Raw genomic sequence first — 21028 nt, forward strand, 5'->3', positions numbered from 1 at the left:
TTAATCCATGATTTTGTAATGCGAGACGATTTTGTTGATGTCGTTATGCGGGCGGGCGATAACCAGCGAAGTCACCACTTCACCGATGCGCTGCGCGGATTCGACGCCGGAATCCACCGCCGCTTTCACCGCGCCGACGTCGCCTTTCACCATCGCGGTGACGAGGCCGGAACCGACGTTTTCATAGCCAATCAGTTCAACGTTGGCGGCTTTACACATCGCATCTGCCGCTTCGATACAAGCCACCAGACCTTTGGTTTCAATCAGACCTAATGCATCACCCATTTGCGTTCTCCTGGCCATCAGGCCTTGTGTTTAATGACGATTTTGTTGATGTCGTTATGCGGACGAGCGATAACCAGCGAGGTCACCACTTCACCGATGCGCTGCGCGGACTCGACGCCGGAATCGACCGCCGCTTTCACCGCGCCGACGTCGCCCTTCACCATGACGGTCACCAGCCCCGAGCCGATGTTTTCATAGCTAATCAGCTCGACGTTGGCGGCTTTACACATCGCATCCGCTGCTTCAATGCAGGCCACCAGACCTTTGGTTTCGATAAGCCCTAATGCATCACCCATGGTTTCTCCTTCAGAACAGGTTTTGTGATTCGGGAAAACCGTCCGCGTAACGACGTCAGGACGCGGAAGCGGCGTTCGGGGTTCACTATAGGGAATGGCGAATGAAGTGAAATTTAAATCTGCACAAGGTGAATTTTTAGTTTTTTGTTCTATAAATTAGATTTTATAAGCCGGTGATTTATGCGTTTGTGCTGCGGTGGTGGGGCGAATTGAGTGACGATTGCGGCGTTTTTTTCACCATTTAGCCGGAGGCGAACTGATGTTAACAAGTTGCTAATTTATTGCAGATCGGGGGTAATTTGACGATGTATGAAGTGTGGAGAGGATCGTGTTTTATTCGGCAGGCTAAATACAAAACGTGCGGTTTTACTAAAGCGAAAGCGATGAAGGAAAAGCGGGTGTGAGCTTAATCAAGCTTGCTGCCGGACTTCAGCGTGCAGACGTAGAGCGGTGAGTTGATAGAGCTGAGAAGAATGGCTTTCTCATTGAGCTTCTGCGCGTTCAGGAACAGGCCGTCGTGGCTATCGGACATCTCACGCATAAAGTAGTCGAAGATCACGTCCGGCGACTCATCGATGGACGAGGCGCTGGATTCCCACTTGCTGATGCGATAGTGGCGCTCGGTGGTGGATATGCGTTTGCTGGTGTAGCTAAACTTGACGTAGCGCTGGAGATAGAGCCAACCGGCGGCGGAATCGGTATAGCCTTCGACGACCATCGACCCTTTTCCGTTGGCGGCAAAGTTGAAATGGATATTGCCGTTGACGTTCTCTTTCTCCATGTTCTCAAAGCGCATAATCGCTTTGGTCGAGCAGCTCATCACCCCGCCGTTTTCGACCGGCAGCAGCTTCCAGGCGCAGAACCCGGCGGCGGCAATAAACACCAGGCTGGAGAGGGCGAAAAAGGGGCGCGGGGCGAGTCTCATTGCGGCTTCCATGAATAGTAAAAATAGTTATCGCAGTAGCTGAACGGGTTATCTTCATGCATCGCGCAGTGGGCGAGGAATACCCGACCCAGGCCGTTGGTTTCCAGCCGGTCGCCATAGAAGAAGACGAAGCGTTCGCCGGGCTTGCACTCCAGCTTCAGGCGCTGGCGCACGGCATCAAAATTCTTGCCATAGGCGGTTCCGGCAACGGAGCGCAGCATCTCATCGCTGGCCAGCAGCTCGCACTGGCTGTGGCGCATTTGCGTCAGGGTGATGGGGTGCGAGGTGTTGCCGCCGAGAAAACTGCATATCACCAGCAGCAGGGCGATGGTGAGCAGGCAGCCGCCGGCGAGATACCAGCAGGTGCCGCGCGCGTGGCGGCTGGGAACGGCCTTCTGCGCTTCCGGGGCGGCGGTTTCGTCTTGCTCAACTTCCGCCGTTAACAGCGGTTCCGGCTCCGGGCTGGCGTCGAGCCTCTCAATGGTGAGATCCGGATTGAGCTGCAGCAGTCCGCGCGACACGGTGACGATAATGTTGTCGATATCGTAGTGGCGAAAGGTTTTGCGCAGCATGCTCAGGTACTGATTGAGATTGCTGTTGGATGAGGTTAACCCGTTGTCATCCCACACTTTTTTAAGCACCTCATCGCGGCTGACCACCTCGGTGTGGCGCAGGAAGAACCACAGCAGCGCGTTGGCGGTGATCGACAGCTGGCTGTCCGCCTCATCGCTTCCTGGTAACGTTAGCGTGCCGTCCATTGCATCATAAATCAGACGGCCATGGATGTTATAGCGCATCGTGGCCTCAACATGCTTCACGCAGGAAGCGTCATCTTCGTCAGATCGCTGACCAGCGACTGCCGGTGCCCGGGGCTCATGGTGCGCCCCTCGGTTAATTCCGATAGCCAGATGCCGTCCGCCGCATAGCGCACCAGCGTGCCGGTATGGCTATTGTCCAGTTCATCGCCTTGCGCCAGATGGTCGAGCATCCAGTCGCGCCAGCATTTTCGCAGCACCGGTTCATCCGGCATGGCCAGCGACAGCACCATCAGCTGGCGGCTCTCCTGGGTATCCGTGAGTTCCGGCGCCGACAGATAGCGCAGATAGGCGCGGGTAAAGCGGCCATAAGAGATGTTATCCGCGGCCATAAGCTCTGAAATCGCCTCTTCCATAATCGCCAGCAGGCGGGCAAAGAGAGCGAAAATCAGCGCCTGCTTGTTGGGGAAATGGTGCAGTAAGCCGCCTTTGCTGACGCCCGCTTCGCGCGCGACGGCGTTCAGCGACAGAGAGGCGATGCCGTCCCGGCCGGCGATGGTGGCCGCGGACTCCAGCAGCTGCTTATACAGGCGGACGGGATCTTTTTTACGATGTTGGGCTTCCATATTCATGGCCCGAATCATACCGACCAGACGGTATGATTATTCTTGATCGCTATCAATATGCGAAGGGGCGTAGCGGGGCGCGATGCCGTTATTGCGTGGAGGCTCACAGTTCACCTTATGAATTGTGGTGATATTCGCCGAGCCGCGAATATCACCCACCGAGATTCACATCGGCTTCACGTGGATAGCGAGGCCGTTTTCGCCCGGCGCCAGATCCGGACGCAGGTTCAGAGAGGGGATCAGATAGTCGCCGTAGTTCTGACGACGGAAGGGAATGGGCGGCGTTTCAGAGAGGGTATCCAGTCGCCGGGCCAGCGCCTCGCGCAGCGCGGCGAAGCGCTGTGCATCGAGTTTGTCGGTGCGGTAGAACACCACCGGCGGCAGGACGTCAAAGCCGGGATAGAACAGCATCCCGTGCTGAATAGGGAACAGGATATCGTCGATAGACCCGTTAATTCCGCGCGGCGCGTAGTGCTCCGCCCATCCGCCGGCGGTAACGATCAGCATCGCCCGTTTCCCCGCGAACGTGCCTTCGCCGTAGCGATCGCCCCAGTGGGTTTCGCTGTGCTCGCCGACGCCGTAGGCAAACCCGTAAGCGTAGACCCGGTCAATCCAGCCCTTCATGATGGCGGGCAGCGAAAACCACCACAGCGGGAACTGAAAAATCACCGTATCGGCCCACAGCAGCTTCTCCTGTTCGCCCATGATATCCGCGCTTTGCGTGCCGTTAGCGAAGGCATACTGCGAATCCCGCGTTGCCCGCCAGCTTTCACCGACCGGCGGGGCGCTGCTGTCATCGGCATCAAATCCCGCCTTCCAGCGCATGGCGTAGAGATCGGACACCTGCACGTCATGACCGGCGTTTTGCAGATGCTGCACGGTAAAATCTTTCAGCGCGCCGTTAAGCGAACGCGGTTCGGGATGGGCGTAAACCAGTAATATTTTCATTGAAATCACCTCTGAGCAATGGAGAGCTGCAGAGTAGAGTCGACGACGCTATAGTAGAAATGAATTGCTTCAATGACAGGTATAGTAATGATTAATCTCCAGGGGCTGGATCTCAATTTGCTGCGCACGCTGAACGTCCTGCTCAGCGAAAATAACGTCACCCGCGCGGCGCAGCGCCTCAGCCTGTCGCAGCCGTCGGTCAGCGTGCAGTTGGCAAGACTACGGGAGATTTTCGCCGACCCGCTGCTGCTACCGGGGCCGCGCGGAATGCAGCCCACCGCCCGCGCTGATGAACTGCGCGGGCCGCTGCGCGATGCACTGCTGGCGCTGGAGCTGGCGGTAGCGCCGGTTCAGCCTTTCGACCCGGCCACGGCGGCGCAGACCTGGCGGGTGGCGGCGACGGACTATATGGCGTCGGCGATTTTGCTGCCGGTACTCAATACCCTGCGCATCGCCTCTCCAGCCAGCCGCCTGGCGCTGTTTGAGCTACAGCCCGCGCGGCTGGTTCAGCAGGCGGATCGTGATGAGGTCGATCTGTTTTTTCACACGCGCGACGGCGCGCCGCCCGGGCTGCATCAGCGTTTGCTGTTCCGCGAACGCTACGTGCTGGCGGGTAGAGCGGGGCACCCGGCGTTGCGGTCGGCGTTAAGCCTGGCGCAGTTCTGCGAGCTGGAGCAGGTGATTGTCTCGCCGGATGGCGGAGGATTCAGCGCCGCGACCGATAGCGCGCTGACGAATCTCGGGCTGGCGCGGCGGGTTGTCCTTTCCGTGCCACATTTCCTGTTTATGCTGGAGACGCTGCGTAATAGCGAGCTGGTGGCGGTGCTGCCGGAGCGGCTGGTGCGCGGAGCTGAGGGGCTGACGGTGGTTGAACCGCCGCTGGCGGTCGCCGGGTTTGAGATGCTGATGCTGTGGCACGAGCGCTGGCACCGCGATCCGGCGCATCGGTGGCTGCGCCAGCAAATCGTAACGTCATTAGAGGAAAAGCCATGTTAAGCGGATTAAACCATCTGACCCTGGCGGTCAGCCAGCTGGCGCCGAGCGTGGCGTTTTATCAGCAGCTTCCGGGGATGACGCTGCGCGCCCGCTGGGATAACGGCGCATATTTTTCCTGCGGCGACCTCTGGCTGTGCCTGTCGCTGGACCCTCAGCGGCGCGTTACCCCGCCGGAGGAGAGCGACTACACCCACTATGCTTTCAGCATTGCGGAGGCGGATTTCGCGCTTTTTGCCGGGCGCCTGAATGCGGCTGGCGTTCCGGTTTGGAAAACCAACAAAAGCGAAGGCGCATCGCACTATTTTCTCGACCCGGACGGCCACAAGCTGGAGCTGCACGTCGGCAGCCTCGCCCAGCGCCTGGCGGCGTGCCGGGCGAAGCCCTATAAAGGTATGGTGTTTTTTGGCGAGGACGAACCGACGGCCGGGAACCCGTAGCCCGGCTAAGCGTAGCGCGAGCCGGGGAAAAGTGGAGGCTGTATTGCGCGTTGTTCCCGGAGGCGGCGCTTGACGCGCCTTGTCCGGGCTACCGGCCCGTGCAATCGGGTAGCCCGGCTAAGCGCAGCGCGAGCCGGGGAAAAGTGGAGGCTGTATTGCGCGTTGTTTCCCCGGAGGCGGCGCTTGACGCGCCTTGTCCGGGCTACCGGCCCGTGCGATCGGGTAGCCCGGCTAAGCGTAGCGCGAGCCGGGGAGATAAATCGCGCTAGCCTTCCAACTTCAGTTCCACATTGCGCTTGAGCACCAGGCGCATCAGCAGGTAATAGACCACGCCAACCGCCAGCCAGCTTAGCCCCAGCACCTTGGCCTGCGCGTCCATTTCATAAATAACAAAGCCGATAATGCACAGGCCCACCACCGGGAACAGCAGGTGTACCACCAGATTGCGCGATTTCTGGCGAATGATGTAATGGTTTATCACGGCGATATGCAGCACCAGGAAGCCCATCAGCGCCCCGAAGTTCACCAGACGGCTGAGGTTATCGATATCGCCATAGAACCACAGGCCGGAAGCCAGCGAAATCAGCGCCACAAACAGGGTGCTAACGTAAGGCGTTTTCAGCCGCGGGTGCACTTTCGCCAGCAGCTGCGGCAGCTGCTTGTCGCGCGCCATCGCAAACAGAATGCGCGACACGGCGGCCTGCGCCACCAGGGCGTTAGCAATCCCCCAGGAGATCACCGTCGACCACATGGTGACATACTTCAGCCAGCCGCCGCCCGCCAGATTCGCGGTATCGTAGAAGGCGGTATCGAGGCTGCTGAACGTCATGCCCTGCGCCAGATCGGCGGCAATCCACGTTTGCAGGATAAACAGCGAACCGACCAGCATCAGCGCGCCCAGCGACGCCTTACCCACTGTATCTACGCCGCCTTTCGTTTCCTCTGACAGCGTGGAGATCCCGTCGAAGCCGAGGAACGAGAGCACGGCGATGGAGACTGCGCCCATCACCAGCGGCAGGCTGAACTTATCGGCGTTATAGAGCGGGTCGAGGGTCAGATGGCCCGCCCCGGCGCCGGAGTAGAGCGCAATCAGCCCCAGCACGACGAACACGGATAGCACCACGATCTCCGCGATCAGAATCGTGTTATTGGCGCGCGCGGTAAAGGTAATGCCGCGTAGGTTAATCAGGCTGTTAATCGCGATAAAGCCGACAATCCACAGCCAGCCCGGCACGCCCGGCAGCATGGGCGCCAGCGCCGCCGCGCTGACGATATAGAGCAGCGACGGTACCAGAATATAGTCCAGCAGGATCAGCCAGCCGGCAAAAAAGCCGACAATGGGATGAATACCGCGCTGGGCATAGGCATATACCGAGCCGGAAACCGGAAACGCGCGCGACATCGACCAGTAGCTCATGGCGGTAAAGAACATCGCCACCATACCGATAAGATAGGCCAGCGCCACCATGCCCTGCGCGCCGTCCCAGACGTAGCCAAATACGCCAAACGGTGCGATGGGCACCATAAAAATCATGCCGTAGACCAGCAGGTCGCGGAACGTCAGCGCCCGGTGCAGCTCCTGCTTATAGCCAAATTGTTCAACGCTCATGCCTGCTCCCCTTCAATTCGCAAGGAGAGCTGTTCAGCCACTGATTTCGGTAAGGCATAGCGGCAGGTTTTCAGCGGGTCGACTACCTGACAGATTTGCAGGTCGCCCGCAATGCTCAGGATGCTGATGGCGTCCGCCAGCGTCAGGGAGGTATTGTCGGCGATAAAATGCGCCATATTGCGGGTAGCCATGGCGGCGGCATCATCGAGGGTCAGCGCCGAGGCGAGGGTAAACAGGGTCTCGCTGTTTTCGAGCATCGGCAGCGGCAGCTTGCGGTTTTTGACCACCGTCAGTTCGACCAGCACTTCGCCGGGGATTTCCAGACCGCAAACCGAGACTTCGCCATCGCCCATCGCGGCGTGTAAATCCCCCAGCCCGAACAGCGCGCCGGGAACGTTGACCGGCAGCCACAGGGTGCTGCCGGCGGTAATCATTTTGCAGTCCATATTGCCGCCGTGGCTATCCGGCGTGCCGCAGGAGATGGCTTCCCCGGCAGGCGCGACGCCGATCACGCCGACCATCGGATTAAGCGGGACGCGCACGTTGCCGGGCAGTATGGCATGGTCGTTTTCAATGGGCACGATGGTGACCTTCGGGGCATCAAGCTCGTCGCCTATCACCCCCAGCTGCGGCGCGGTGACCATCACCGCCTGATTGCTCGTCAGGGTAATGCGTTTGATGGTCACCTTGAGCGCATCGCCCGGCTCGGCGCCCTCGACGTAAACCGGCCCGGTCGCCGGGTTAATTCGCTGCCAGTCCAGCTCGTTGAACACGGCATCGGCGGAGGTGATTTGGTCGGAGAAGCAGTCGCAGGTTTCGAACAGCACTTCACTGCCGCTGCTGACGGTAGCGACAGGAGCGTTATCCCGCGACATGGCGTAAACCACCCGATCTTTGGTTATTTTCATGACATTCATCCCGGTTATATTGTTGTGATTTTTATATTTAGAGTTTCCCGTATAGGGAATGAGTGAATGTATCGGGATTATTATGGGAAGGCAATCAGGTCAGTTTTTTCAAAAATAAATGGTATATATTTGCTGGTGAATCATGCGGTTAGCTATATTGGTGGGGTTTTCTTATATGCTGGTTATTTAGCAAAAAACTTTTTGTTATTTTGGCTTTAGTGGTCATTCGCTAATTGTTTACTGCCCTGGGGTTATTATCCAGCATATTACGCTGCTGCGTGCGGCAGTAGGATTATTTATATATGCGGTGATATGAGCGCATTATAAGGTCTTAGGTGTAGGGAGAAGAGAAATCCCGGAGGCGGTGCTTGACGCGCCTTGTCCGGGCTACCGGCCCGCAGACGACGGGGAACCGGTAGCCCCGGTCAGCGCAGCGCCGCCGGGGAATTTAGCTTAGGCCAGCTTACGTTTCTGCCCGGCGATCGCGCCGATTAACGCCTGCACCTGCTTCTGCTTGCGCGCCGACAGCTTATGCAGCTGGCGCAGCGATTCCACCAGTTCCGGCTCCGGCTGCTTTGCCGTCAGCACGATGCAACCTTCCATTACTTTGATATCAATTTTGGTGCCGGTGGCAAAACCGGCAGCTTCCAGCCACTGGCCCTTCATGATAATTGCCGGGATATGCTGGCGATCTTCAAAGCGGCTCGCGTAACTGACGGTGCCTTTACGGTTATTTTGCGGGGAGACTTCTGGATCGGTGAATTCTGCAATAGAATGCGGGGTAGTCATGGTCTCTATTCCTTGTTAATAGGGATTGTGATTAGCGAGGCGCTCGTGTTGCAGCACGGGCGTCTTGCGAAAAATACCTGGATATATCATCAGGGAATAGACGGAAAGTCCAGCTGAAAATGAATGAAAATAATGGCGGGGATAAAGGGAAGGATTATTTCTGATGATGGGAATAAAGCGGCTATTTAGCCGCTTTATTGGTTTATGGGAACGGGTTAATTGATGGCGGCGTCGGTGAGGGCGTCGGCCAGGTGGAGCTGGGTTTGTTGGGTTGCTTTAATAGTTTTCTTCAACTTTTCACAATTATTAATAAAGCTATCCACTTCAGATGAAATACGTAGCTGTTCTTTCAATGGCGGTAGAGGTAGGGCTAAGCTAAAAAGCTTATCAGAAACAAGTTTACATGTTCCATGAGAGGAGCGATCTACTAAAGATAACACCCGGATTGAACAGGCTTGCATCATTTTAATTAAAAAATCAGGAAGATACAAATCTGTTGATATAGCTTTCATATCTTGATTTATGGTTACTTCTTTTTTAGCAATAGCAACAGGGAATGTATGCGCAAGGATCATACCCCGGACAACAAACAAAAGGCTCTCTTCAGAGATGAGAGTTACTGAACTGTTTTGTACTGCGTCTTGAGATATAGAGAGTTCACTTTTTGATATGTAGTCTACTTTCATATCTTTTGGTGAAACCCAAGGTATATCACCTTCCCAAAATTCAGAATTATTCTTGCTTGGTGTTCCACCACCCTTTATTTCACCAATCTCTCCGAATCTTACCCATTCCCAATTATTTGGGATAGCAAACGGTTTTTCCCCATCACTAATCGGTGGCAACTGTTTTTGCTTTTTAATTTTCCCGTCTTTTACCAATTGCGCTTTCTCCTGCGCAATACGTTTGAGCAGTTCAGAGGCTGGTTCGTCGTTCGGATCCTGCGGCACCAGTTTACCCATCACCGCCAGTTGCAGAATGGTCTGTTTTAAGGCGTCAATGCTGGCTTCGGTGGTAAACAGCGTGTCGAAATACTCGCTGATACGCGCCCAGTTTTCGGCCAGTTCATCGGCGTTCTGGCTGTCGGTTAGCGTGGTTAACAGGGTTTCAACCAGCTGTTGATGGGCGTCTAGACTGGACAGTGAGTGCTGTTCCAGTTGGTCGCAGAGGGATATGAGTTCATTTGCCTTTGTAACAATTCTCTGCTGTTCAGAAAATGGAGGTACAAGAATAAATGTTTCTCGTACTTTATCTGCATTGAGGTTTAATACTACTGCACCAGATGCTTTTTCTTTAAACGCTTTTGCAATAAAAGGTGAAGATAGTAACTGATATAAAAAATCTTTATCTAATAATGATGGTGGCGATATTCTCAGCCATCCATCATGAATACAACCTTCAATCAGTGTAATGTATGGCCTTCCAAAACTCATTGAATTAGTCAGAAGGAAATCACCCGGGTACACCATGCGTGTTTTATGAAGGCCAGAAGGTTTTATTTTTTCTTCAGCCGAAGTAATATATTTTCCGCCGATGTCAGTATCACCAATTTTAATCCAGTTAAGGCCATCTTTTTCGCTGGTTAAGTAATCTTTTATTGGTCTTGGTGAACCGCCCCTTTCTATTTCACATATATCACCAAAGCGTATCCATTCCCACCCTTTAGGTAGGTCAAAATGTTCATCATCCTCGCTAATCTCCGGCAGCGGCTTCTGCTTTTTAATTTTTCCCTGCTTCACCAACTCGGCCTTTTCCGCCGCAATGCGTTTCAGCAGCTCCGACGCCGGTTCGTCGTTCGGATCCTGCGGCACCAGCTTGCCGCGCACCGCCAGCTCCAGAATCAGCTCGCGCAGCTTCTTAATGCCGTACAGGTCGATCTTACCCGAGCTGCCGCGCCCCGCCGTGGAGCGGGTTTGCAGCGCCGTGGTCCAGGTGTCGATATGGTCGACAATCAGTTTTTCCACTGCCATCAGTTGGCCTCCTTACCGGAGAGCGCCGCGCCGAGGATATCGCGCAGCTGGTGGCGCAGGATCTGGATTTCTTCCTGCTGTTTGGCGTACTGCGCCAGCAGTTCGTCCGGATCGTGGCTGACGGTTTCCGCCTGGTGCGGGTTTTTGATATCGAGGTTAAAGTTGCGGGCAATCACCTCGTCGATGCTGACCTTCCACGCCTGCTCGTTCTCGACGCGGCTGGCGAAGCCGTCGGCCTCGTTGCCCCACCAGTCGATCTCGGCCTGGAACTCCTCAAACTTCATCGGCTTGGTTTTGCTGTAGTTCTTCACGCCCGCCGGGTACGGGTGCTCGTAGAACCAGATGTCTTTGGTCGGCTGGCCTTTGGTAAAGAACAGCAGGTTGGTTTTGATCCCGGTGTACGGGTTAAACACGCCGTTCGGCAGACGCACGATGGTGTGCAGGTTGCACTCCTCGGTGAGCAGCTTTTTGATCTTGGTTTTCACACCTTCGCCAAACAGCGTGCCGTCCGGCAGCACCACCGCCGCGCGGCCGTTTTTCGCCAGCACTTCAACGATCAGTTGCAGGAACAGATCCGCCGTTTCGCGGGTCTGCATCTCTGCCGGGAAGTTCTTCTCGATACCGTCTTCTTCGGTGCCGCCGAACGGCGGGTTGGTGACAATCACATCCAACTGTTCATCCCACGACGACAGCGGCTTGTTGAGGGTGTTGTCGTGACGAATTTGCACCGGCACTTCGATACCGTGCAGCAGCATATTGGTAGTCGCCAGCAGGTGCGGGAGCTGTTTTTTCTCCACGCCGTGGATCTGCTGTTGCAGCGTCTGGTGATCGGCCACGCTCTTCACGTAGTTGTTTTTTACGTGATCGAACGCGCAGGCGAGGAAGCCGCCGGTGCCGCAGGCCGGATCCATAATTGACTCGCCGAGCTTCGGATCGACGCGATCGACCATAAAGCGGGTCACCGCTCGCGGGGTGTAGAACTCACCAGCATTGCCCGCCGATTGCAGATCTTTGAGGATCTGTTCGTAAATGTCGCCGAACAGGTGGCGCTCGCTGGCGCTGGTAAAGTCGATTTCATTGAGCTTGTTGATCACCTGACGCAGCAGGGTGCCGTTTTTCATGTAGTTATAGGCATCGCTGAACGCCTGCCTGACCACAAAGCCGCGCGGGTTCTTGTCGATAGGCGCGGTGAGGTTTTTCAGCGTTGGGAACAGGTCGTCATTGACGAATTCCAGCAGGGAATCACCGGTAATGCCCTCGGCGTTCGCCGCCCAGGTGCGCCACAGGTAGCGCTGCGGGATCGGGTACTGATAGTTATCCTGCTCCAGTTCCAGCGCCTCTTCCTGGGCGTCGAAGATTTTCAGAAACAGCAGCCAGGAGAGCTGGCCGAGGCGCTGCGCATCGCCGTCCACGCCGGCGTCTTTGCGCATAATGTCCTGTAATGATTTGATAACCGAGCTGATTGACATGATGTGTTCCATGTTTCATTAACAATAAGGCCTTCTGCTACGCGGTGGCAGCAGAAGGCGCAAAAGGGGAGTGGTTACGCGGAGCGGGGCGGTAAGTGGTAGATTTCGCTCTCCAGCTCACTGATGGCCTGATTATACCCGTTACGGTCGCCGAATCCGCTTTTAATGATCTCCGGCAGCGTACCCATGCTGTCGAACGGCTTGAGCTTCAGCACCTGAATACTCTCTATTTCCTGCACGCCCGCGTCGGCGTATTTATCCAGCAGCGTGTTCAGCACCGCCTGCGCGGCGTCGGAGTATTTGGTGAAGTAGTTGCGCTTGCGCACGTTCTCCGCCCGCTCTTTGCGGGTTAACGGCGGCTGACCATACACCACGTGGCACAGCATGTCGAACGGGTCGAGCTCTTTACCGACCTCTTCCGCCAGCACTTCCCAGATAATCCCCTGCTGCTCCAGTTCCTTGATGATGGCTTCTTTGCGCTCGGCGCCCTGCCATTTGCGGGTGAAATCATCCAGCGAGGCGTACTCTTTGAGCAGCGTTTTGCGGGTGTAATCTTTGAAGGATTCGGTGACCAGCTTGCCGTCGGCATCGTAATACTGCACGCGCTGGGCAATCACGCCGACAGCCACGCCGTTGACGTGAAACTTGCGCACTTTGTTCTCGCCCTCTTCCGGCAGCGGGCCGACATCGCCGGATTCGGTGACGGTATACGGGGCGGGATCTTCATCGACACCGGTGATGTCGTCTTCGGTCTCTTCTTCGTGCTCGTCGAACTGCTCTTCAAAATCAGACTCCGGGTCGGCGATATCTTCCGGCGTGGTGTCCATCACCTTTTCCGGGATGCCGTCAAAGCGCTCATCGGCGAACAGTTCGGTAGCCTTTTTAAAATCGAGGATGGTGAACCATAGCTTGCCGTAGCGTTCATCGATGCGGGTACCGCGACCGATGATCTGCTTGAATTTGGTCATCGACTGAATGTTTTGGTCCAGCACCACCAGTTTGCAGGTTTTGGCGTCGACGCCGGTGGTCATCAGCTCGGAGGTGGTGGCGATAACCGGATACTCTTTTTTGGGATTAATAAAGTTATCCAGCTGGGCTTTGCCAATGTCGTCATCGCCGGTGATTTTCATCACGTACTTGTCGTTCTTTTTGACCTGTTCCGGGTTGAGATTGACCAGCGCGCGGCGCATCCGCTCCGCGTGATCGATGTCGTTACAGAAGATGATGGTTTTATCCATCGGGTCGGTGCGTTTGAGGTAATCGGTAATGGTTTTCGCTACCAGTTCGGTGCGCTCATCGATCACCATCGTGCGGTCAAAATCTTTCTGGTTGTAGATACGATCGTCGATCAGCTCACCGTTTTTATCCGTCTGGCCTTTGGTCGGGCGCCAGCCCTGGAGATCGACGTCGATGTCGACGCGCACCACTTTATAGGGAGCAAGGAAGCCGTCTTCGATACCTTCTTTCAGCGAGTAGATATACACCGGGTCGCCGAAGTAATCGGTGCTGGAGACTTCATGAGTCTCTTTCGGCGTGGCGGTTAAGCCAACCTGCGTGGCGGCGCTGAAATAGTCGAGGATTTCGCGCCACGCGCTGTCTTCCGAAGCGCTGCCGCGATGACATTCGTCGATGACAATCAGGTCAAAGAAATCCGGCGCTACCTGTTTAAAGGCTTTTTGATCTTCTTCCGGGCCGGTGATGGCCTGGTACAGCGCGAGGTGGATTTCAAAGGCCGGGTCGATGGTGCGCCCGGTGACCTTGGTCATCGCCGTGCCAAACGGCAGGAAGTCGTTGTTTTTGGTCTGATCGACCAGGATATTGCGATCGGCGAGGAACAGGATCCGCTTCTTACTTTTCGCTTTCCATAAGCGCCAGATGATCTGGAAGGCGGTATAGGTTTTGCCGGTGCCGGTTGCCATCACCAGCAGAACGCGGTTCTGCCCGGCGGAAACGGCTTCAATCGTTTTATTGATGGCCTGTAGCTGGTAGTAGCGCGGCGCTTTGCCGCTGCCGTAGTCGTAGTAGTCCTGAGTAATCACCGGAAGCTGGGCTTCGGTGTAACCTTTCCAGACGCAGAGCTTGTGCCAAAGTTCGGCTGGGGATGGAAATTCGTCAAGGGTAATACTTTTTTCGAGCAACTCGCCTTCGGCTGCCGTGGCATCGCGGAAAATAAAACCGTCGCCATTGGTGGCGAAGACGAACGGAACGTCCAGCAGTCGCGCGTACTCGATGCCCTGCTGCATCCCCTTGCCGATTTCATGTTTGTTGGCTTTGGCTTCAATGACCGCCAGCGGAATACCCGGCTTGTGATACAGCACGATATCGGCGGATTTCACCGTTCTGCGCGCTGCAACCTTACCGCGCACGATGACCTTACCATCCCGGAGTTTGACCTCCTGTCGGATTTGCGTTGTGTCGCTCCAGCCAGCATCAAGGATGGCGGGCATAACGCGTTTGGTGATGATGTCTGCTTCCGTCAGGGTACTCAGGTTCAGGTCAGCCATAGTTCTCTCTTTACGTGAACAGGAACCTTCTGATTTTACATAATTATCAATTCTGGGAGAAGATATTTATACACTCATTCAGGTATAGGTTTTTATCGATTTTATTAATGTGTGAGGGATTTATTTTTAAATCATAAGATAATTCGCAGAATTCTTTCTTGTTCACCATTCCACTTCCGTCTACTAATTTTATTTGATTAGCTGAATAATAAGAGATGCTAATTGATAAGAGAAGGATAATTGCACTGGATGGTTTTTTGTAATACATCGACAAGTAACGAAATGATGGAGCTATTAATAGTCTGAATGTAAGTGTAAGAACAAGCAATGCCAATATAAAACCTATCATTAGATCAATGTTGCCAGATGGTCTGTTAAAATCTCCAGTAAGGAAAATTCTGTTGATTGCTATGCAAAACAAGAAGAATGTTATTACATTAATAACCGCGTAGGTTTGAAGCACCTGAAAAAAATAAACACTATGACACACATTTTTTTTAAATCGAGTTGCTGTAGACATGCACAGCCAGAAAAAGACTCCAAACTTTATAGGTTGGATTAACAAAAGAATGTACCAATATAGTTGATTGAATATTAATTTAAAGCTAGTTATGGGAGCTAATTTTATTGAAAGAAAACTGAATGCAGCTATCAATGAGCCTACAATTAGTATTGATTTTAATAAATTAGCGCCAGAATTTACCAAGGGAGCATATTCATGGGTGCCGTCATATATTTCCGGGTGTTTAATGAATATATACATTTCCGAGAGGAAATCATATCCTGGAATAATTTTTAATGCATTGGTCGAAAATTTTTTTAAGTTGCTTTCCATATATTTTCCATTAGTTAAGATGATTAATCACTCCATCGCCACTTTCACCGCTTCCCCCAGCTGCACCATCACCTCTTTATGCTTCTCGATCGGCGGCAGGGCGCAGTTGATCCTTAAGCAGTTGCGGTATTTCCCGGATGCTGAAAACAGCGATCCCGGCGCGACCTGGATCTTAAGCCGGCACAGCTGCTTCGCGACGCAGACCATATCCACCTGCTCCGGCAGCTCGACCCACAGCATAAAGCCGCCTTTCGGGCGGGTAACGCAGATCCCGCAGGGGAAAAACTCCCGCAGCCAGCAGGTGTAGATCTCCATATTACGCTGGTAGATCTGCCGCATCCGCCGCACGTGGCGGTGATAGTGGCCTTCGCGAATAAAGTTACAGGCCGCCAGTTGGGTGGAGGGGACGTTGGTGCCGCTGGCGGCATATTTCATCTGCAGCAGACGATCGTAATAACGGCCGGGGGCAATCCAGCCGATGCGCAGGCCGGGAGCGATGGTTTTGGTAAACGAACTGCAGAGCATCACCCGTCCGTCGATATCCCAGGAATGGATGGTGCGCGGGCGCGGGTATTCGGTCGCCAGTTCGCCGTAGATATCATCCTCAAAAATAACGATATCGTGGCGCTGGGCGAGGCACAGCGCCGCCCGCTTGCGGGCATCCGGCATGATAAATCCCAGCGGATTATTGCAGTTAGGGACCAGGATCACCCCTTTGATCGGCCATTGATCGAGCGCCAGCTCTAACGCCTCGATGCTGATCCCGGTTTCCGGATCGGTGGGGATCTCGATGGTTTTTAACCCTAATCCGCGCAGCATCTGCATGGTGCCGTAGTAGCAAGGGGATTCGACGGCGACGATATCGCCGGGCTGGCACACCGACAGCAGCGCCAGCGACAGCGCGCTGTGGCAGCCGCTGGTGAGCACCAGATCGTTGGCGGTGACCACCGATCCGCCGTCGAGCATCAGGCGGGCGATCTGTTCGCGCAGCTCGCGACGCCCGGCCAGCTCGTCGTAGTTCAGCACTTCGCTAAGGTTGTGCTGGATTGCCCGGCTCAGCTCGCGCCAGATAGGCTTCAGGCTCGGCTGAGTGACGTCCGGCGAGCCGCCGCCGAAGGGGATAATCGATTTGTCGTGGCGGGCGTCGAGCATGGTCAGTACCTGATCCCACTGGGTGATCTCGACGGGGCGCTGGACCGGACGCGACATCGGCGGTACCGGCGGCTGGGCTTTACGCGGGGCCACGAAATAGCCGGATCGCGGCTGCGGCACGATCAGCTGCTGCTGTTCCAGCATCTGGTAGGCCTGCTGAACGGTACTGATGCTGACACCGTGTTCCTGGCTCAGGCTGCGTACCGACGGCAGCTTTTCGCCGGGGCGATACAGCCCCTGTTCGATGCGTTCTGCCAGCAGGCTGGCCAGATGTTGATAGCGGGTCATGCTGTATCCTTGATCGTCGCCATACAGATCAATAAACCAGTACAGATTGGCGGTAAAAATGAGGTCTGCTGTACGTTTTAGCGAATCTGTATGTTAAAGAAAAGTATTTTGTGAATCTGTATTGTTTAGCCCCGGATCCGTGAAGATAAAGCCTCTGGCAAGGTGAGGAGGTAGAGGATGGAATTTCACGAGAATCGGGCAAGACAGCCGTTTATCGGCTTCGTATTTCTGGCGCGGATAATCAAAAAATGGTGGCTTCGTGAACAAACGCGCAGGACATTGCAGCGTATGAGCGACGAACAGCTAAAAGATGTCGGGCTGCGTCGGGATCAGATCAATTAAAAAATGCGATTTATTCCCTGGCATTTCCCCGGAGGCGGCGCTTGAAGCGCCTGTCCGGGGGGCTACCAAACCGCGCAGTTCTGTAGCCCCGGTAAGCGCGAGCGCGACCGGGGATAATACATTCATAAAATTTATCAATTCATGCTTATCCACTCTTCGTTTCTTGATACTTATCGTGATAAGTATTATTTTCCTTAGCGTTAAGTGAGGAAAAAAGATGACCGAAGACGACCTGTTTGCCCGCCGCCCGATGGGCATGCGCATGGCGATGGTGGTGCGCCAGTGGCGCGCGATTATTGATTCTGCCATTACCGACACCGGCCTGACCCAGTCAAGCTGGACGGTGCTGATGCAGCTGCATCAGTTGGGGGATAACGTCTCGGTCAGCGAGCTGGCGGAGGTGCAGGGCATTGAACTGCCGCCGCTGATGCGCACCCTCACGCAGCTGGAAAAGCAGGGCTATCTGCTGCGTTCTACATCGCCTTATGACAAACGCATACGCCTGCTGACGCTGACGGCGGAAGGCCGCGCTATTCTGGAGAAGCTGAACCGCGTGATTGAGACCTATCAACAGCGCGTCACCGAAACCCTCCCTGAAGCGCAGCTCGCCGCCTTTAGCGCCACGTTAAATCAAATCGCCTGCAATCTGCGGACTATCCGCGAAGAAGATAACAAGATCTAAAACACTATGATGACCCCTGAACAGAAATTTGCCCGCTGGGTAAGGGTGAGTATTGCCGCCTTCCTGGCCATATTCGCCTGGTTTATCGTTGCCGATATCTGGATCCCGCTCACGCCGGACTCCACCGTGATGCGCGTGGTCACGCCGGTCTCGTCGCGCGTCTCCGGCTATGTCTCCCATGTCTATGTGCACAACAACAGCCAGGTGAAGAAGGGCGACCTGCTCTATGAACTGGATCCGACGCCGTTTATCAATAAAGTGGAAGCGGCGCAGATCGCCCTTGAACAGGCGAAACTCAGCAACCAGCAGCTGGACGCGCAGATCGCCTCTGCCCGCGCCAACCTGCGCACCGCCCAGTACACCGCGCGCAACGATAAGGTGACCTTCGATCGTTACCAGCGCCTGAGCACCATGCAGAACGTCTCTCAGTCGGATCTGGATAAAGTGCGTACCACCTGGCAGACCAGCGAGCAGTCGGTCAGCGCGCTCAACGCCAGTATCCAGAATCTGCTGATCCAGCGCGGCGAGCGCGACGATGAGCGCAACGTCACGCTGCAGAAGTACCGCAACGCGCTGGAAGAAGCGCAGCTTAACCTCGGCTGGACGAAGGTCCGCGCGGAGACTGACGGCATGGTGAGCAACCTGCAGCTTAACCCCGGTCTGTACGCCACCGCCGCCACGCCGCTGCTGGCGCTGGTGAGCAATCAGACCGATATCGTCGCCGATATCCGTGAAAAGAGCCTGCGCCACACCGGCGTCAATACCGATGCCGCGGTGGTGTTTGATGCGCTGCCGGGGAAAGTCTTCCCGGCGCACGTCACCAGCAGCGATGCCGGTATTCTGGCCGGCCAGGAAGAGGTCAATGGCCAGCTGTCGCAGCCGGAGCAGTCTACCCGCTGGGTGCGCGACGCGCAGCGCATGCGTATTCACGTTGCCCTGGACGAGCCGCTGGATAAGCCGCTGCCCACCGGCGCCCGCGCGACGGTACAGCTTTATAACAGCGATGGCCCGTTTGCCCGCACCTTTGCCGGCGCGCAGATCCATCTGGTGAGTCTGCTGCACTATGTCTATTAATACCCTGGCGCGGGTTTTCACCCCGCACGGCAACATCGTCTATACGGCCAACGATTTTCGCCAGACGCTGCGTATCGCCGTGGCCGGCACTATCGCACTGAGCATTTCGACCTTCTACGACGTACAGTACGGCGTCTTTTTCGTGGTTTATCCGCTGATGCTGCTGTCGCTGGTGCCGGTATTTAACCGCCACGTGGCGCGGCAGTTTGTGTTCAGCGCGGCGGTAAACTGCGTCGAAATGGTGCTGATCGTCGGCTATCTGTCGCAGTGGCCGGTGATCATGACGCTGGTGGTGTTTGGCCTGTACGTGATGCGCTTTCGCTTTATGAGCCAGGGGCCGCTTTTTTTGCTGGGATCGATGGGCGTGGTGTGTCAAAGCACGATGCTCAACTTTATGAGCTATCCCACCAGTAACTGGCACACCCTGATGTTCTCCAATATGGAGGCCTGCGTGATGGCGGTAGCGCTGAGCGCATTGCTCAACTACTTCATCCCGGACGTTGAACCGCGCAAGCCGCCGCCGCGCATTGAAAAAGACGCCGCCCGTATTCGCCACGAATCGCTGCTCTCCGGCAGCGTGGCGACAATGATCTTTGTGATCTTTCAGGTCTGCGATCTGAGCGACTCGCTGTCGGCGCTGATGGCGGGGATTTTAATTCTGTTCCCGATGCACTATCGCGGCGCGGTGATCAGCTCGATCTGGCGTGTGGTGGGGGTAGTGCTGGCCTGCCTTTATATTCTGGTGGTGCAGCTGATTATCTACGACTTCAGCAACCATATGTTGCTGATGATGCCGCTGATTGGTCTCGGCCTGGCGTTTAGCGCCCGTCTGCACGTGATGGAGAAAGTGGGGGCTGGCGTTGGCTTCGCCAGCATCACCACCATCGGCATCATGTTCGGTCAGAACCTGCATCCGGACCAGGACCTGGTGTTCAGCGATCTGTACCGCATCACTTCCGTCACCGTGGCGCTGATCGTCACGCTGACCATGGTCTTCCTTATGCATCGGCTGCTGAACTGTTTTGCGCCAACGCGGTTTGTGGTGACCGAATAAGCTCAGGCCGCCAGCGCCCGCTGCGCGTCGCGAAAAGCGTTGTGCAGCAGCCGCCACATATGATGCGCCGCCGGGGAAAAGCGGCGGTCGGAGTTGCGTAGCAGGTGGCACTGGGCGCTGCTGGCGATAGGATGGTCGATGGGGACTGCGGTCAGAATACCGTGGGCGATCGCTTCCCGGGCGGCGTATGCGGTCATAAAAGAGATCCCCAATCCCGCCTGGCTCAGGCTCATGGCGGTGGAAAAGAGGTTGCAGCGATAGGCCGGATGAAACTGCCGTCCAGCGGTTTTGAACATGGCGTTCATATGACGCTGCAGGCCAAAGCTGTCGGTGAGCGCGATCAGGCGATATTGCGTAAGCTCATCGATGGTGACGGCGGGCAGGGCAGCGATGGGGTGCTGTGGCGAGACCACGGCGCAGATAGGGCCCCACTGGAAGCTGTGGCGTTTAAGCTCCGGGTTGCCGATGGGGCCAAAGGCGACCGCCATATCCGCTTCGCCGCTGGCGATATCGTTGAGCATCTCCTGCATGCTGCCGACAATAATATCCACGAATACGTTAGGCCAGGACTGCGCAAAGGTGCTCATCACCGATTCAATAAAGGTGGTGACCAGCCCGCCGCCAATCCTCACTGAAATTGTCCCGCCGCGCATATGGCGTAAATCCTTCAGGTGACTTTCCAGCTTTTCCCGGCGCTGGCGGCTTTCGAAGTAGTCCTCCGCCAGCAGGCGCCCTGCTTCGGTGAGCACCACGTTTCGCCCCTGCCGTTCCAGCAGCGGCAGCTCCAGCGCCCGTTCCAGCTGTGCTATCTGGCGGCTGATGACTGACGGGTTGATGCCCAGCATATCGGCGGCCCGGCGAATGCCTCCCTGAATCCCGACTTCATACAGATAGCTCATTGGCCTCTCATGCAACATCGTTTCTCGCTCCTTTGTTGACCTGTAGTCAACAATAACACCCTTTCACAGGTATTTATCATCCCGGCAAGTTATAGATAATCGTAATTCGGACAAAAACTGACAGGGAGGAAAATTCTCATCGCTTATTTCCGGCGTGCTATTAAGGTGGCAATGCTCGGGAAGGT

21 protein-coding genes are annotated in these 21028 nt (G+C 55.6%); 6 read left to right on the plus strand and 15 right to left on the minus strand.

The genetic code is table 11. From position 1 onward, the window contains the following. The 6 genes from KCG39_RS21845 to KCG39_RS21870 all read right to left on the minus strand — a co-directional run bounded on the left by KCG39_RS21845 (position 1) and on the right by KCG39_RS21870 (position 3835). Positions 1-285 (minus strand): BMC domain-containing protein, encoded by a 285-nt coding sequence (locus KCG39_RS21845; protein ID WP_004098238.1) that lies wholly within the window; start codon positions 283-285, stop codon positions 1-3. A 17-nt stretch (positions 286-302) separates the two neighbouring features. Next, entirely contained in the window at positions 303-581 is a 279-nt protein-coding gene (locus tag KCG39_RS21850) for a BMC domain-containing protein (protein ID WP_004098239.1), read from the minus strand. 406 nt (positions 582-987) lie between these two features. Then, positions 988-1506: a FidL-like protein gene (locus KCG39_RS21855; protein WP_004098240.1), complete on the minus strand. Its 519-nt coding sequence runs from the start codon at positions 1504-1506 to the stop codon at positions 988-990. Then, positions 1503-2303: a winged helix-turn-helix domain-containing protein gene (locus KCG39_RS21860; protein ID WP_049114453.1), complete on the minus strand. Its 801-nt coding sequence runs from the start codon at positions 2301-2303 to the stop codon at positions 1503-1505. The genes KCG39_RS21855 and KCG39_RS21860 overlap by 4 nt, the downstream gene beginning before the upstream one ends. 17 nt (positions 2304-2320) lie before the next feature. Next, the gene (locus KCG39_RS21865; RefSeq protein WP_049114454.1) at positions 2321-2905 is read right to left on the minus strand and encodes a TetR/AcrR family transcriptional regulator; all 585 of its coding nucleotides are present in this window, start codon (positions 2903-2905) and stop codon (positions 2321-2323) included. Between the two features lie 147 nt (positions 2906-3052). Then, a complete protein-coding gene (locus KCG39_RS21870; RefSeq protein ID WP_142467902.1) occupies positions 3053-3835 on the minus strand; it encodes an NAD(P)H-dependent oxidoreductase in 783 nt (260 codons plus the stop codon). An 87-nt stretch (positions 3836-3922) separates the two neighbouring features. On the opposite strand from KCG39_RS21870, the gene KCG39_RS21875 reads away from it, so the two are divergent. Further along, entirely contained in the window at positions 3923-4831 is a 909-nt protein-coding gene (locus tag KCG39_RS21875) for a LysR family transcriptional regulator (RefSeq protein WP_142467901.1), read from the plus strand. Next, entirely contained in the window at positions 4825-5268 is a 444-nt protein-coding gene (locus KCG39_RS21880) for a FosA family fosfomycin resistance glutathione transferase (RefSeq protein WP_049114456.1), read from the plus strand. Before KCG39_RS21875 ends, KCG39_RS21880 begins: the two co-directional genes overlap by 7 nt. A gap of 265 nt (positions 5269-5533) precedes the next feature. Here the strand turns inward: KCG39_RS21880 and KCG39_RS21885 are convergent, their stop codons facing one another. The 8 genes from KCG39_RS21885 to KCG39_RS21920 all read right to left on the minus strand — a co-directional run bounded on the left by KCG39_RS21885 (position 5534) and on the right by KCG39_RS21920 (position 16792). Further along, a complete protein-coding gene (locus KCG39_RS21885) occupies positions 5534-6877 on the minus strand; it encodes an APC family permease (RefSeq protein ID WP_004128506.1) in 1344 nt (447 codons plus the stop codon). Next, positions 6874-7785, minus strand: coding sequence for an acetamidase/formamidase family protein (locus tag KCG39_RS21890; RefSeq protein WP_142467900.1), 912 nt, complete (start codon positions 7783-7785; stop codon positions 6874-6876). Before KCG39_RS21890 ends, KCG39_RS21885 begins: the two co-directional genes overlap by 4 nt. A gap of 453 nt (positions 7786-8238) precedes the next feature. Beyond that, positions 8239-8574 (minus strand): endoribonuclease SymE, encoded by a 336-nt coding sequence (symE, locus tag KCG39_RS21895; protein WP_032747749.1) that lies wholly within the window; start codon positions 8572-8574, stop codon positions 8239-8241. A 215-nt stretch (positions 8575-8789) separates the two neighbouring features. Next, a complete protein-coding gene (locus KCG39_RS21900) occupies positions 8790-10544 on the minus strand; it encodes a restriction endonuclease subunit S (protein ID WP_142467899.1) in 1755 nt (584 codons plus the stop codon). Continuing rightward, positions 10544-12013 (minus strand): N-6 DNA methylase, encoded by a 1470-nt coding sequence (locus KCG39_RS21905; RefSeq protein ID WP_004128518.1) that lies wholly within the window; start codon positions 12011-12013, stop codon positions 10544-10546. Before KCG39_RS21905 ends, KCG39_RS21900 begins: the two co-directional genes overlap by 1 nt. A 74-nt stretch (positions 12014-12087) precedes the next feature. After that, a complete protein-coding gene (gene hsdR / locus KCG39_RS21910) occupies positions 12088-14517 on the minus strand; it encodes an EcoAI/FtnUII family type I restriction enzme subunit R (RefSeq protein WP_087828880.1) in 2430 nt (809 codons plus the stop codon). 46 nt (positions 14518-14563) lie between these two features. Next, complete coding sequence (locus tag KCG39_RS27810) at positions 14564-15352, minus strand: hypothetical protein (protein WP_224326212.1); 789 nt, start codon at positions 15350-15352, stop codon at positions 14564-14566. Positions 15353-15379: 27 nt separating this feature from the next. Further along, positions 15380-16792 carry an aminotransferase-like domain-containing protein gene (locus tag KCG39_RS21920; protein ID WP_087828879.1) on the minus strand — a complete coding sequence of 471 codons (1413 nt, stop codon included), beginning with the start codon at positions 16790-16792 and terminating at the stop codon, positions 15380-15382. A gap of 177 nt (positions 16793-16969) precedes the next feature. Here KCG39_RS21920 and KCG39_RS21925 point away from each other — a divergent pair, with 177 nt between their 5' ends. The 4 genes from KCG39_RS21925 to KCG39_RS21940 all read left to right on the plus strand — a co-directional run bounded on the left by KCG39_RS21925 (position 16970) and on the right by KCG39_RS21940 (position 19944). After that, the gene (locus tag KCG39_RS21925) at positions 16970-17134 is read left to right on the plus strand and encodes a DUF1127 domain-containing protein (RefSeq protein ID WP_004098259.1); all 165 of its coding nucleotides are present in this window, start codon (positions 16970-16972) and stop codon (positions 17132-17134) included. A 217-nt stretch (positions 17135-17351) separates the two neighbouring features. Then, the gene (locus tag KCG39_RS21930) at positions 17352-17816 is read left to right on the plus strand and encodes a MarR family winged helix-turn-helix transcriptional regulator (protein WP_004128530.1); all 465 of its coding nucleotides are present in this window, start codon (positions 17352-17354) and stop codon (positions 17814-17816) included. Between the two features lie 6 nt (positions 17817-17822). Then, positions 17823-18890: an HlyD family secretion protein gene (locus KCG39_RS21935; protein ID WP_142467898.1), complete on the plus strand. Its 1068-nt coding sequence runs from the start codon at positions 17823-17825 to the stop codon at positions 18888-18890. After that, entirely contained in the window at positions 18880-19944 is a 1065-nt protein-coding gene (locus tag KCG39_RS21940) for a DUF2955 domain-containing protein (RefSeq protein ID WP_004128535.1), read from the plus strand. The genes KCG39_RS21935 and KCG39_RS21940 overlap by 11 nt, the downstream gene beginning before the upstream one ends. A gap of 2 nt (positions 19945-19946) precedes the next feature. Here the strand turns inward: KCG39_RS21940 and KCG39_RS21945 are convergent, their stop codons facing one another. After that, positions 19947-20861, minus strand: coding sequence for a LysR family transcriptional regulator (locus KCG39_RS21945; RefSeq protein ID WP_004098266.1), 915 nt, complete (start codon positions 20859-20861; stop codon positions 19947-19949). Positions 20862-21028 lie beyond the last annotated feature (167 nt).

The sequence above is a fragment of the Klebsiella pasteurii genome, from assembly GCF_018139045.1.
Lineage (GTDB): Bacteria > Pseudomonadota > Gammaproteobacteria > Enterobacterales > Enterobacteriaceae > Klebsiella > Klebsiella grimontii.